This window comes from Streptomyces sp. NPDC050508, assembly GCF_040655155.1.
Classification (GTDB): domain Bacteria; phylum Actinomycetota; class Actinomycetes; order Streptomycetales; family Streptomycetaceae; genus Streptomyces.
Genome location: NZ_JBFAJJ010000031.1, coordinates 22485 through 35613, shown reverse-complemented (window position 1 = coordinate 35613; position 13129 = coordinate 22485). Strand labels below are relative to the sequence as shown.

At 69.1% G+C, this 13129-nt stretch carries 12 protein-coding genes; 5 read left to right on the top strand and 7 right to left on the bottom strand.

Annotated features, from left to right (window positions below; all coding sequences use genetic code 11):
* Positions 1 to 57: 57 nt before the first annotated feature.
* Entirely contained in the window at positions 58 to 1752 is a 1695-nt protein-coding gene (gene dacB, locus AB0I69_RS46010) for a D-alanyl-D-alanine carboxypeptidase/D-alanyl-D-alanine-endopeptidase (RefSeq protein ID WP_363101821.1), read from the bottom strand.
* Positions 1753 to 1831: 79 nt separating this feature from the next.
* Between dacB and AB0I69_RS46005 the strand changes: the two genes are divergently transcribed.
* Together AB0I69_RS46005 and AB0I69_RS46000 are read left to right on the top strand one after the other, a co-directional pair.
* Positions 1832 to 2323, top strand: coding sequence for an inorganic diphosphatase (locus AB0I69_RS46005; RefSeq protein WP_019070224.1), 492 nt, complete (start codon positions 1832 to 1834; stop codon positions 2321 to 2323).
* 106 nt (positions 2324 to 2429) lie between these two features.
* The gene (locus AB0I69_RS46000) at positions 2430 to 4067 is read left to right on the top strand and encodes a threonine/serine exporter family protein (RefSeq protein ID WP_363101820.1); all 1638 of its coding nucleotides are present in this window, start codon (positions 2430 to 2432) and stop codon (positions 4065 to 4067) included.
* A gap of 15 nt (positions 4068 to 4082) precedes the next feature.
* Here the strand turns inward: AB0I69_RS46000 and AB0I69_RS45995 are convergent, their stop codons facing one another.
* A complete protein-coding gene (locus AB0I69_RS45995; protein ID WP_363101819.1) occupies positions 4083 to 5021 on the bottom strand; it encodes a VTT domain-containing protein in 939 nt (312 codons plus the stop codon).
* 138 nt (positions 5022 to 5159) lie between these two features.
* Here AB0I69_RS45995 and AB0I69_RS45990 point away from each other — a divergent pair, with 138 nt between their 5' ends.
* A complete protein-coding gene (locus AB0I69_RS45990) occupies positions 5160 to 5525 on the top strand; it encodes a YbjQ family protein (RefSeq protein ID WP_363101818.1) in 366 nt (121 codons plus the stop codon).
* A gap of 35 nt (positions 5526 to 5560) precedes the next feature.
* Here the strand turns inward: AB0I69_RS45990 and AB0I69_RS45985 are convergent, their stop codons facing one another.
* The gene (locus AB0I69_RS45985; RefSeq protein ID WP_363101817.1) at positions 5561 to 6325 is read right to left on the bottom strand and encodes a MerR family transcriptional regulator; all 765 of its coding nucleotides are present in this window, start codon (positions 6323 to 6325) and stop codon (positions 5561 to 5563) included.
* 111 nt (positions 6326 to 6436) lie between these two features.
* Here AB0I69_RS45985 and AB0I69_RS45980 point away from each other — a divergent pair, with 111 nt between their 5' ends.
* Positions 6437 to 7720, top strand: a complete 1284-nt coding sequence (locus AB0I69_RS45980; RefSeq protein WP_363101816.1) for an ion channel protein — start codon at positions 6437 to 6439, stop codon at positions 7718 to 7720.
* A gap of 39 nt (positions 7721 to 7759) precedes the next feature.
* Positions 7760 to 9166, top strand: coding sequence for a glutamate decarboxylase (locus tag AB0I69_RS45975; protein ID WP_363101815.1), 1407 nt, complete (start codon positions 7760 to 7762; stop codon positions 9164 to 9166).
* An 18-nt stretch (positions 9167 to 9184) separates the two neighbouring features.
* On the opposite strand, the gene AB0I69_RS45970 is transcribed toward AB0I69_RS45975, so the two are convergent.
* From AB0I69_RS45970 to AB0I69_RS45955, 4 genes are all read right to left on the bottom strand, one after another.
* Complete coding sequence (locus AB0I69_RS45970; protein WP_363101814.1) at positions 9185 to 9826, bottom strand: PadR family transcriptional regulator; 642 nt, start codon at positions 9824 to 9826, stop codon at positions 9185 to 9187.
* A 24-nt stretch (positions 9827 to 9850) separates the two neighbouring features.
* Positions 9851 to 10396, bottom strand: a complete 546-nt coding sequence (locus AB0I69_RS45965) for a DinB family protein (RefSeq protein WP_363101813.1) — start codon at positions 10394 to 10396, stop codon at positions 9851 to 9853.
* 115 nt (positions 10397 to 10511) lie between these two features.
* On the bottom strand, positions 10512 to 11972 hold the full coding sequence (locus AB0I69_RS45960; RefSeq protein WP_363101812.1) for an aldehyde dehydrogenase family protein: 1461 nt from the start codon (positions 11970 to 11972) through the stop codon (positions 10512 to 10514).
* Positions 11973 to 12062: 90 nt separating this feature from the next.
* A complete protein-coding gene (locus AB0I69_RS45955; RefSeq protein ID WP_363101861.1) occupies positions 12063 to 12887 on the bottom strand; it encodes a helix-turn-helix transcriptional regulator in 825 nt (274 codons plus the stop codon).
* Between the last annotated feature and the right edge of the window lie 242 nt (positions 12888 to 13129).

The window sequence follows — 13129 nt, the reverse complement described above, 5'->3', positions numbered from 1 at the left end:
GGCTGTGCCCACCCGTTCCGCCTTGCGGAACGCCTGCCCACAGCCAGGCCAGCCCTCTCAGGAACAGCCGCAGGCCGCCAACGCCGTTGCCGTGTGGTCCAGGGCTGCCTGGGCCTCCAGGGCGCTTGTCGTGTTGGAGGCCAGGAAGGCGAAGGCCAGGAGTTGGCCGTCCTTGTCGACGACTGTGCCCGCCAGCGTGTTTACGCCCGTCAGGGTGCCCGTCTTGGCGCGGACCACCCCCGCCGCGCTCGTCGCGTCCGTGTAGCGGGTCGTCAGGGTGCCGGTGAAGGCGGCGACGGGGAGGCCGGTGAGGACCGGGCGGAGTTCGGGGTGGGCCGGGGAACCGGCCTTGACCAGGAGGGCGGTCAGAAGGTCGGCGGTGAGGCGGTCGTCGCGGTTCAGGCCGCTGCCGTCGTTGAACACCGCGCCCTTGACCGGGAGTTGAAGCTTCGTCAGCTGGGCCTGGATCGCAGCGGCGCCGCCGTCGAAGTCGGCCCGCTTGCCCGTCGCGACGGCGGTCTGGCGGGCCAGGGCCTCCGCGATGTCGTTGTCGCTGTTGGTCAGCATCCGTTCGACGATGTCGGACAGCGGGGGCGAGGAGACCGTGGCGAGGGTGACGGCGCGGCCGGTCGCCTTGGAGGGGCCGGGCGATGTCGTCTTGATGCCGTGCTGCTGGAGGAAGCCCGCGAACTTCTTGGCCGCGTCCCCCGCCGGGTCCGTCACGCGCGTGACCGGGCCGCTGGTCGAGTCGTCCGTACGGCCCTCGTCGGCCATCAGGGCGCTGACCGGGGCCAGGTTCCCGTTGTCCCCGATCGGGTGGAGTTCGGCACCGGCGTACAGGGTCTTGTCGTACGACAGCGTCACCTCGTGCACGCCGCGCTTCTTCAGGGCGACCGCCGTGCTGTCGGCGAGCGTGCGCAGGCTCGCCCAGCCCTCGGCGTCCTGGTGGGCCGTCAGGGTCGGGTCGCCGCCGCCGACCAGGACGAGTTCCTTGGTGTCGGGCTCCAGGGCGGCGCGGGTGGTGAAGCGGTGGTCGGCGCCCATCGCGGAGAGGGCGGCCACGGCGGTGGCGATCTTCGTCGTGGAGGCCGGGGTCAACGCGTCGTCCGCGCCGACGCCGTAGAGGCGCTTGCCGGTCGAGACGTCGACCACGGCGGCCGTGTGGCGGGTGCCGAGCGCCGAGTTGCCCAGGAGGGGCGTGAGGACGTCCGCGAGGGCCGTGCCGGTCGGGGCCGACTTCACGGTGCTGGCGGAGCCCCCGAGTCCGACGAGGACGGATGCGGCGCTGGGCGCGGGGCGGGGCGCCTTGGCGGACGTATCGGAATTACGGCCGTGATCTACGCCACCTGACTGTTCCTGTGCGGCTGCGTAGTCCCGCTCGGCCGTACGCTGACCCGAGGAGTCCCAGGGACCGGCGGCGGTCACCACACCGGCTGCCAGCGCCATCCCGGCGGTGGCGGCGACGGCGGTGAACCGCCAGGTTTCGTTCGGCCGCGGCAACTTCGCGACCTGCGGTGACACGGATCGGGCGAGCCGGGCGACCTTCGGTCTCACGGCTTCGGTGAGCCGCGCGGCCTGTGGTTTCGCGGCTTCGGCGATCCGCGTGACCTGCGGCTTCACGGCTTGTGTGACCCGTGTGACCTGCGGTTTCACGGATTGCGCGGCCCGCTTGAGACGGGGCCGGACGGCTCGCGCGACCCGCGCCACATGCGGTCTCGCGGCCTGCCAAGGCCTCAGCTCCGGCACGACCACCAGCCCCTTTCGCGATCACACACCTGCGTGAGGGACACTTAACCACCAGAACTATGTGCTGATCATGGAGGAGCCACCGGTGGAGTTCGACGTCACGATCGAGATCCCGAAGGGTTCGCGGAACAAGTACGAGGTGGACCACGAGACCGGTCGGATCCGCTTGGACCGTCGACTCTTCACCTCGACCAGTTACCCGGCCGACTACGGCTTCGTCGAGAACACTCTCGGCGAGGACGGCGACCCGCTCGACGCGCTGGTCATCCTGGAGGAGCCGACCTTCCCCGGCTGCCTCATCAAGTGCCGCGCGATCGGCATGTTCCGGATGACCGACGAGGCCGGCGGCGACGACAAGCTGCTGTGCGTCCCGGCGTCCGACCCGCGTGTGGAGCACCTGCGTGACATCCACCACGTGTCGGAGTTCGACCGCCTGGAGATCCAGCACTTCTTCGAGGTCTACAAGGACCTGGAGCCCGGCAAGTCGGTCGAGGGTGCCAACTGGGTGGGCCGGACGGACGCCGAGGCGGAGATCGAGCGCTCGTACAAGCGACTCAAGGAGCAGGGCGGCCACTGAGCCCTCTGGTCTTGTGAACGGGCCGCACGCACACGCGTGCGGCCTGTTTCCATGTCTGTGCTCATACTGAGGATCACCGGAGGTGTCGTACAGGGAGTGCTACGGAGTGACGGAAGCGGAGGACCGCAAGCCGCAGTCGGACGAGGTCAGGAGTGCGTTCACCGCACCCTCGGGCGTCGCGGCGGCTGACGGGGAGTCGTCCACGACGTCCGAGTTCGCCGTTCCGCGCGGGCTCGACGTGGCGGTGCCGGCCGTCGACGAGTCGGAGGGGTCGGCGTTCAGTCCGCCCAGCACCTACAGCGCCAGAGAGGCTCCGCCCGCCTTCACGCCGCCGACCGGGATCCCCCTCGTCAGTCTGACGAAGGACGTGCCCTGGCAGGACCGGATGCGCACGATGCTGCGGATGCCGGTGGCCGAGCGGCCCGCGCCGGAGCCGGTGCAGAAGCCGGACGACAGCGGTCCCGCCGTACCGCGTGTGCTCGATCTGACGCTCCGCATCGGCGAGTTGCTGCTCGCGGGCGGGGAGGGCGCGGAGGACGTCGAGGCGGCGATGTTCGCGGTCTGCCGCTCCTACGGCCTCGACCGCTGCGAGCCGACCGTCACGTTCACCCTGCTGTCGATCTCGTACCAGCCCTCCCTGGTGGACGATCCGGTGACCGCGTCACGGACCGTGCGACGCCGGGGCACCGACTACACGCGGCTCGCGGCCGTGTTCCGGCTGGTCCAGGACCTCAGCGACCCGGAGACCGCGCTCTCCCTGGAGGACGCCTACCGGCGGCTCGCGGAGATGCGGCGCAACCGGCACCCGTACCCCGGCTGGGTGCTGACCTCCGCCAGTGGGCTGCTCGCCGGTGCCGCCTCCGTGCTCGTCGGCGGTGACGTCATCGTGTTCTTCGCCGCCGCGCTCGGCGCGATGCTCGGCGACCGGCTGGCGTGGCTGTGCGCGGGGCGCGGGCTGCCGGAGTTCTACCAGTTCACGGTCGCCGCGATGCCGCCGGCCGCGATAGGGGTCGCGCTCACGGTCGCCAACGTCGACGTGAAGGCCTCCGCGGTCATCACCGGTGGGCTGTTCGCGCTGCTGCCCGGGCGGGCGCTGGTGGCGGGCGTACAGGACGGGCTGACCGGCTTCTACATCACCGCGGCGGCGCGGCTCCTCGAAGTCATGTACCTCTTCGTCGGCATCGTGGCCGGCGTCCTGATCGTCCTGTACTTCGGTGTGAAACTCGGCGCGCAACTGAATCCGGACGTGGCGCTCGGCAACTCCGACCGGCCGTTCTGGCAGATCGGCGCGTCCGTCCTGTTGTCGTTGACCTTCGCGGTGCTCTTGCAGCAGGAACGATCCACCGTGCTGCTCGTGTCCCTCAACGGGGGTGTCGCCTGGTCTGTGTACGGGGCGATGGACTTCGTCGCGGGGATCTCGCCGGTTGCCTCTACGGCTGTTGCGGCGGGGTTGGTCGGGTTGTTCGGGCAGTTGCTGTCGCGGTACCGGTTCGCGTCGGCGTTGCCGTACACGACGGCTGCGATCGGGCCCCTGTTGCCGGGTTCCGCTACCTACTTCGGGCTGTTGGCGATCGCGCAGAACGAGGTCGACAAGGGGCTGGTGTCGTTGGCCAAGGCGGCGTCTCTCGCCATGGCCATCGCCATCGGGGTCAATCTGGGGTCGGAGATCTCGCGGTTGTTCCTGCGGGTTCCGGGGGCTTCGGCGGGGGCCCGGCGGGCTGCCAAGCGGACCAGGGGGTTCTGACCTACGCCCGAGAAGTCAGCCCTGGGGATAGCCGCCGTTCTGCGAATACCCCTGCCCCTGGCCCTGGTTGTCGTACGGGGGGTACTGCTGGTTGCCGTACTGCTCGTTTCCGTACGGCTGTTGCTGCTGCGGCTGGTACGTCTGCTGGGGGTACGGCTGCTGCTGTTGGGGCTGGGCGTAGTACTGGTCGTAGCCGTTGTTCTGCTGTTGCTGCGGCTGCTGCTGGGGCTCGTCGATGCGGCGGAGCTGCGTCGTCGAGTCGTCCATGATCACCGGGAACGGCTGGGTCGCGGCCGGGTCGGCGGGCTGGTCGCCGGGGCCCCGGGGGGCCTTCTTGGCCTTCGAGCGGGCTCGCAGGAACTCGATGATGATCGGGACGACCGAGACGAAGACGATCAGGATGAGGATCGCTTCGATGTTCTTGTGGACGAAGGCGATGTTGCCGAGCCAGGAGCCCAGCAGGGTCACGCCCGCGCCCCACAGGACGCCGCCGATGATGTTGAACGTGAGGAACGAGCGGTACTTCATGCCGCTGACGCCGGCGACGATCGGCGTGAACGTGCGGACGATCGGTACGAAGCGGGCCAGGACCAGGGACTTGGGGCCGTACTTCTCGAAGAACTCGTGCGCCTTGACCACGTTCTCCTGCTTGAAGAGGCGGGAGTCCGGGCGGTTGAAGAGCGAGGGGCCGACCTTCTTGCCGAAGACGTAGCCCGCCTGGTCGCCGAGGATCGCGGCGACGCAGATCAGCGCGACGGCCGCCCACAGCGGGAAGTCGAGGGTGCCCGCGGTGATCAGCAGGCCGCAGGTGAACAGCAGGGAGTCACCCGGCAGGAAGAACCCGATGAGCAGGCCGGACTCCGCGAAGACCACGAGCAGAAGGCCCCAGATACCGAACCGGTCGAGCATGGTGTTCGGATCGAGCCAGCTCGGGCCGAGGGCGAGCGTCATCACGGTTCCGGGCTCCTGAGGGGTGGAGGGATACGGCGTCGAGGCAAGGCCGCACAAAGCTATCAACGCCATGTGTCCGTCCCAGGTTCCACCGGTGTCTCCAGGATGCACTGTGCATCTCGTAGGACAAAGCTGTGAGCCATGGGTATCGACGAATACGGCGGCGGCCAGGGGCCGCAGGCCGATGTGCTGGTCGTGACGACGAACGACATCCCCGGGTACCGGGTCGAGCAGGTGATCGGCGAGGTCTTCGGGCTGACCGTGCGCTCACGGCATCTCGGCAGCCAGATCGGCGCCGGTCTGAAGTCGATGGTCGGCGGCGAGCTGAAGGGGCTCACCAAGACCCTCGTGCAGACCCGCAACCAGGCCATGGAGCGGCTCATCGAGCAGGCACGCGCGCGTGGGGCCAACGGCGTCCTGGCGTTCCGCTTCGACGTGACCGAGGCGGCGGACGTGGGCACCGAGGTGTGTGCCTACGGGACGGCGGTGGTCCTGGCCCGGGAGTAGCGGCACCCCGGGCCAGGTCGGGCTTCCAGGGACTTCTAGGAGGCGGTGTGCCGGGACGCGTTCGCCAGGATCGCGTCCTTGAGGTGCTCGGCCAGGCCCGGGGCCATCGCGTCGTAGAACGCCTTGAAACGCTCGTCGGAGACGTACATCTCGGCGAGGCAGGTGTGCATCTCGTAGGAGCACTCGTAGAACCAGCGGTCGATGTGCAGGCGGTGTTCCTCGGCGAGGGCCGTCGCCGCGTCGGCGGTGGGGGGTTCGCCGGTGGTCACCAGGGTGGCGTAGCGCTCGCTCCAGTCGTCGACCTCGGCCTGGAGGCGTTTCCAGTCGGCCTTGGTGTAGCGGGCGGCCCTGCGCTGTGACTCGGCGTAGGCCTCGGTGCCGCCCCAGCGTTGTTCGGCCTCCTCGGCGTACTGCTCGGGGTCCTTGTCGCCGAAGACCTCGAAGCGTTCCTCGGGGGTGAGGTTGATGCCCATCGTGCGTGCCTCCATGGCGTGCTCCACGGCCGCGGCCATCTTCTGCAGCTTCTCGATCCGGGCGGTCAGCAGGTCGTGCTGGCGGCGCAGGTGCGCGCGCGGGTCCGTCTCCGGGTCGTCGAGCAGGGCCGCGACCTCGTCGAGCGGGAAGCCGAGTTCCCGGTAGAACAGGATCTGTTGCAGCCGGTCGAGGTCGGTGTCGTTGTAGCGCCGGTGGCCTGCGTGGCTGCGCTCGCCGGGGGCCAGGAGGCCGATGTCGTCGTAGTGGTGCAGCGTGCGCACGGTGACTCCGGCGAAGCCCGCGACCTGTCCTACGGAGTAGCTCACTTTCCGCTCCCTTCTTGTGTCCGCACTCCACGCTGAGGCCTCACGTCACGTGAGGTGCAAGCCCTGCACTGCCGAGATGTTGGGTCCGTTTTGCCCGCTTATGGTGAGCCCGTGGCCCAGGACAGCGCGCAACAGGCACCCGTTGCCCCTACGACCCCGGCGCGCACCCTGCTGCCGTTGATCGTCCCCGCTCTGGTCGTGGGCGTGCTCGCGAGTCTGCTCTTCATCGGGGTCAGTGAGGCGGCCGAGCAGCTTCAGCACGTGCTGTGGAAGAACCTGCCCGACGCGCTGGGCATCGGCCGGTACTCGGTGCTGTGGATGCTCGTCATGCTGACGGCCACCGGCATCGTGGTCGGGCTGGTGGTGTGGAAGGTGCCCGGGCACGCCGGTCCTGATCCGGCGACCACGGGCCTGGAGGCCGTAGCGCTGCCCCCTGTGGTGCTGCCGGGACTCGTCCTGGCGACCGCGCTGATGCTCGCGGGCGGGCCGAGCCTGGGTCCCGAGAACCCGATCATCGCCGTGAACGTGGGGCTCGCGCTGTGGGCGGGGCGGAGGCTGGCGCCGCGGGTGCCGGGCGGGGTGTGGGGTGCGCTGGCCGAGTCGGCGACGATCGGGGCGCTGTTCGGGACGCCGGTCGCGGCGGCGCTGCTCATCTCGGAGGCACTGGCCGGGCGGAACACCAAGGGGGCCCTGTGGGACAACGTGTTCGCGCCGCTCGCCGCGGCCGGTGCGGGTGCCATGACGACCACCCTGGTGGCCCATCCGACCTTCGACCTGCATCTGCCCGCGTTCGGCAGGCCCGGCTGGGGCGACCTGCTGGCCGTCCTGGTGCTGGCACCGCTGGCCGCGCTGCTCGGGATGGCCGCCGTCTGCCTCTTCCCGTACGTCCACAGGGCGTTCTCCCGGCTCGGGCACCCCATGTTGGCGCTTCCGGCCGGTGGGCTGGTGCTGGGGCTTCTGGCGGCCGTGGGCGGCCATCTGACGCTCTTCAAGGGGCTGGACGAGGTCGGGGTGCTCGCGGCCGATCCCGAGGGCTGGTCGGCGGGGCGGTTCGCGACGATGACGGTGGTGAAGCTGGCGGCGCTGCTGGTCGCCGCGTCCTGCGGCTTCCGGGGCGGGCGGATCTTCCCGTCGGTGTTCATCGGCGTCGCCTTCGGCCTGTTCGCCCACGCGGTCGTGCCGGCGGTGGATCCGGCGCCGGCGATCGCGGCGGGCGTGCTGGGCATGCTCCTCGCGATCACCCGGCAGGGCTGGGTGAGCCTGTTCACGGCCGCGGTCCTGGTGGCCTCGCCGGCGATCCTCGCCCTGCTGTGCATCGGCTCGCTGCCGGCCTGGCTGCTGGTGACCGGGAGACCACAGATGCAGTTGCGCGCTGACGGAACTCCGGTTCGCTAGTAGCCGTTGGTTCTATTGATCCTTATCGGAGGCACGCCCATGCCGTTGCACAAAGGTCCCGAGCAGCCCGACGAGCGCCCCGTGTCCGTTAACCCCTTCTACGGGGACGCCAATCCGGTCGGCGGCATGACCGAGGCTCCGCCCAAACACCGGCTGCCGAACGGGCCGTTGGCGCCGATGACGGCCGCCCAGATCGTGCACGACGAGCTGATGCTGGACGGCAACTCCCGCCTGAACCTGGCGACTTTCGTCACCACCTGGATGGAGCCGGAAGCCGGCGTCCTGATGGCGGAGTGCCGGGACAAGAACATGATCGACAAGGACGAGTACCCGCGCACCGCCGAGCTGGAGAAGCGCTGCGTGGCGATGCTCGCGGACCTGTGGAACGCGCCGGATCCGTCGGCCGCCGTGGGCTGTTCGACGACCGGTTCCAGCGAGGCCTGCATGCTCGCCGGGATGGCCCTCAAGCGCCGCTGGACGCAGCGCAACAAGGACCGCTATCCGGCGGCCCGCCCGAACCTGGTGATGGGCGTCAACGTCCAGGTCTGCTGGGAGAAGTTCTGCAACTTCTGGGAGGTCGAGGCACGCCAAGTCCCCATGGAGGGCGACCGGTTCCACCTCGACCCGCAGGCCGCCGCCGAGCTGTGCGACGAGAACACGATCGGTGTCGTCGGCATCCTCGGCTCCACCTTCGACGGGTCCTACGAGCCGATCGCCGACCTGTGCGCCGCCCTCGACGCGCTCCAGGAGCGGACCGGTCTCGACATCCCGGTGCATGTGGACGGCGCGTCCGGCGCCATGGTCGCGCCCTTCCTGGACCAGGACCTGGTGTGGGACTTCCGCCTCCCGCGCGTGGCCTCGATCAACACCTCGGGGCACAAGTACGGCCTGGTCTACCCGGGCGTCGGCTGGGCCCTGTGGCGCGACAAGGAGTCCCTCCCCGAGGAACTCGTCTTCCGCGTCAACTACTTGGGCGGCGACATGCCGACCTTCGCCCTCAACTTCTCCCGCCCCGGCGCCCAAGTGGTCGCCCAGTACTACACGTTCCTACGGCTGGGCCGCGAGGGCTACCGCGCGGTGCAGCAGTCCACCCGGGACGTGGCCCGCGGCCTCGCCGAGCGGGTGGAGGCGCTCGGCGACTTCAAACTCCTCACCCGGGGCGACGAGTTGCCCGTCTTCGCCTTCACGACAGGGCCGGACGTCACGGCGTACGACGTGTTCGACGTCTCCCGGCGGCTGCGGGAGCGCGGCTGGCTGGTGCCCGCATACACCTTCCCGGCGAACCGGGAGGACCTGTCGGTGCTGCGGATCGTGTGCCGCAACGGGTTCTCGGCGGACCTGGCGGAGCTGTTCCTGGAGGACCTGGGGCTGCTGCTGCCGCAGTTGCGGCACCAGCCGTACCCCCTGACCCGCGACAAGGAGGCGGCCACCGGCTTCCACCACTGAGCCTGTGGCGGGGCGGGGTCAATCGGTGTCCCCGGGATGCCGCTCCCCCGTCGCGTACGGGTTCTCCGCGCCCTCCGCCAGGATGCCGACGAACGGTTCGCCCTCCCCCGCGAAGGTGTACGCCCCGCCCTCGATGCGCTCGATCAGACCCCGGGTCCACTCGGCCTCCGCGTCGGCCGCGTGGACCCACAGGTTCGTGATCTCGCCGATGTGGCCGAGCTGTTCGGGGCCGCCCTCGGGGATGTAGTGCTCGGTGACCGAGGCGCGCCACTGGGCGATGGCCACGGTGCGCTCCTTCAGCAGGGCCACCGCCTCGGCCCTCGGCAGGTCGACGACGAAGCCGATGGCGGCGGACTTGACGTCCATCTGCTGGTCGTAGGACGTCAGCGCCTCGCGCAGCAACCGGAAGTACTCCTCGGTGCCCCGGCCGGTGATCTCGTACTCGGTGCGGGGCGGGCCCCCGACGGTGGACGGCGCGACCTCGTGGGCGAGCAGCAGGCCCTGCTTGGCCAGTTGCTTGAGCGCGTGGTAGATCGAGCCGGGCTTGGCGTTGGACCACTCGTGCGCGCCCCAGTATTCGAGGTCGTTGCGCACCTGGTAGCCGTGGGCCCGCCCGTGCTGGCGCACCGCGCCGAGCACGAGGAGACGGATCGCTGACATGGGGCCAGCGTAGGACCCGGGAGGTCAGCCCCAGGTGGTGCCCCGCTCCTTCGCGACCAGCTCGAACGCGGTGGCGCCGTCGAGGGACTCGCGGACGATGTCGGCGTGACCGGCGTGCCGGGCGGTCTCGCGGATCAGGTGCAGGCAGACCCACCGCACGGAGACACTCCCCTCGGGGAACCAGGGCTGGTCCGGCAGCGGGAAGCTGTCGTCGAGGCTGGGCACCGAGCGGATGTACGCCTCGGTCTCGGCGGCGACCTTCTCCCAGTACGCGAGCTGGGACTCCACGGTCTCGCCGTCGACCAGTTGGAACGTCTCGTGCCAGTTGGTCTCGTCCCGCTGAACCGCCGGCGGCTCCTGCTTCGCCCGCGCGATCCAGCCCTGCTCGACCTCGGCGCAGTGCTTGAGCAGGCCGGAGAGGGAGAGTTCGCTCGCGCTGGGCCTGCTCGCGGCCTGTTCCTCGGTCAGTCCGAGCAGTGCCCTGCGGATGCCGCCGCGCTGCTCCTCGATGAACGCGAGCAGTGCTCCGCGCTCGTCGCCGGGCGCCTCTGCGGGTACGTGCGTGACCATGACCGTCGCCTTTCGCCGGTGCCGGCGGGGAGCCCGTCTCCCTGCCCGACATCGACGAAGCTACGGGCCATCGAGGTCAGGTTCTGTCCTCAATGGCCCGTCGGGAGTACATGTTCTAGAACGGGAACGCGCTCCGCCCGTGCTGCACCGAGATCCACTTCAGGGTGGTGAACGCGTCCAGCATCGTGTCGCCGTTCAGGCGGCCCAGGCCCGAGGCCTTCTCGCCGCCGAAGGGGACGATCGGCTCGTCGTGGACGGTGCCGTCGTTGACGTGGAACATGCCCGTGTCGATCTGCTTGGCGAAGTTGACGCCCCGCTCGATGTCACCGGTGTGGACCGCACCGCTCAGGCCGTACGGCGTGTCGTTCACGATGCTCACCGCCTCCTCCTCGCCGTCGAACGGGATGAGGAAGGCGATCGGGCCGAAGACCTCCTGGCGGAGCAGTTCCGAGTCGGCGGGGAGGCCGGTGAGGACCGAGGGCGCGACCAGGTTGTCGGTGGTCGTGCCGTGGACCAGGGCCGTCGCGCCTTCCGCGATCGCCTGCTCGACGACACCCGAAAGGGCGTCCGCCTGCGAGGAGTTGATGACCGGGCCGATGACGGTCTCCGGGTCGCGCGGGTCGCCGACCTTGAGGGACTTGACCTTGGTGACGAACTTCTCGGTGAACTCGTCGGCGATCGACCGGTCGACCAGGACACGGTTCGCGGCCATGCAGACCTGGCCCTGGTGGACGTAGCGGCTGAAGACCGCCGCGTCGACCGCGTAGTCGATGTCTGCGTCGTCGAGGACCACGAGGGCGCTGTTGCCGCCGAGTTCGAGGACCACACGCTTGAACTGCGAGGCGCAGACGGTCGCGACGTGCCGGCCGACCTTGTCGGAGCCGGTGAAGGAGATGACCTTCGGGATCGGGTGCTCGATGAACGCGTCGCCGATCTCCGCGATGTCCGTGATGACGACGTTCAGGAGACCGCCCGGCAGGCCCGCGTCCTCGAAGATCTTCGCGACCAGGGAACCGCCGACGATCGGGGTGTTCTGGTGCGGCTTGAGAACCACGCCGTTGCCCAACGCCAGTGCGGGGGCTACCGACTTGAGGGAGAGCAGGAGCGGGAAGTTGAAGGGACTGATCACGCCGACCACGCCCACCGGGAGGCTGTAGACGCGGTTCTCCTTGCCGTCGACCGGCGAGGGGAGAATCCGGCCCTGGGGACGCAGCGCGAGCTGGATCGCCTCGCGCAGGAACTCCTTGACGAGGTGCAGCTCGAAGCCGGCCTTCAGGAACGTGCCGCCGAGTTCGGCGACGATCACCTCGGCGATCTCCTGCTCGCGGTCCTCGATGATCCGCAGGGCCTTCTCGAACACGGCGCGGCGGGTATAGGGGTTGGTCGCGGCCCACGTCTTCTGGGCCCGGGCGGCGGCCTTGTACGCCTCGTCGACCTCGTCGACCGTGGCTATCGTGATCGACGCCAGCTTCTCGCCGTCGTACGGGTTGAAGTCGATGATGTCCCAGGAGCCGGTGCCCGGGCGCCACTCACCGTCGATGTACTGCTGAGCCAGGTCGGTGAAGTAGGACGACATGTGTGATCCCTCAATCGCTAGCAGACACGATCAACAGCAGACCCGATCATCGATCATCACGGTCTGATCACACGTCATCGTACTTGTGTTTCAAGAGAGTTGGAGAAGTCCCCGGAGAAGATCCCGGCTCTCGTCCGGGCCCGGACTGTCCTGCTGGAGCTCCTTCAGTGCCTTCTCGTACTGGGCGACGTCCTCGGCCTTGTCGAGGTACAGCGCGCTGGTGAGCTGCTCCAGGTAGACGACGTCCGACAGATCGGACTCCGGGAAGGACAGGACCGTGAAGGCACCGGACTCGCCGGAGTGACCGCCGAAGCCGAACGGCATGATCTGCAGCCGGACGTTGGGGTGTTCGGAGACCTCGATCAGATGCTGGAGCTGCTCGCGCATCACCTCGCGGTCGCCGTACGGGCGGCGCAGCGCGGCCTCGTCCAGGACGATGTGGAAGTCCGGTGCGTTCTCGTTCACCAGGTACTTCTGCCGCTCCAGGCGCAGCGCCACGCGCCGCTCCACGTCGGCCTCGCTCGCGCCCTTCATGCCGCGCCGGACGACCGCGCGGGCGTAGGCCTCGGTCTGCAGGAGTCCGTGCACGAACTGCACCTCGTAGGCGCGGATGAGGGAGGCGGCACCCTCAAGGCCCACATAGGTGGGGAACCAACTGGGCAGGACGTCCGAGTAACTGTGCCACCAGCCCGCGACGTTGGCCTCCTTCGCGAGGGAGAGGAGTGAGATGCGCTCCGCCTCGTCCGTGATGCCGTACAGCGTCAACAGGTCCTCGACATCCCGCGTCTTGAAGCTCACTCGCCCCAGCTCCATGCGACTGATCTTGGATTCGGAAGCACGGATCGAGTACCCCGCCGCCTCTCGGGTGATCCCACGTGCTTCCCGCAGTCGCCTGAGTTGCGAGCCGAGCAGCATCCGCCGCACCACCGATCCGGGCTCTCCCGCGCTCACGTTCGCCAGCCTCCCCAACCGTCTTCAGGGGCCGCAGTCTGCCACTAAAACACTTCGAGCAGTACTCGTTCGATTACAGAAATGGAAAGAAGGGGCGGCTGTTCACAGGAAGTTGCCAGGAAGATGTCAGAAAGAAGCAAGGCCAGGGCGTGAGAACGGCGTGAAGTTGGCGGAAAAAATGGCCAACAAGCGGTACGGGAGGGTCC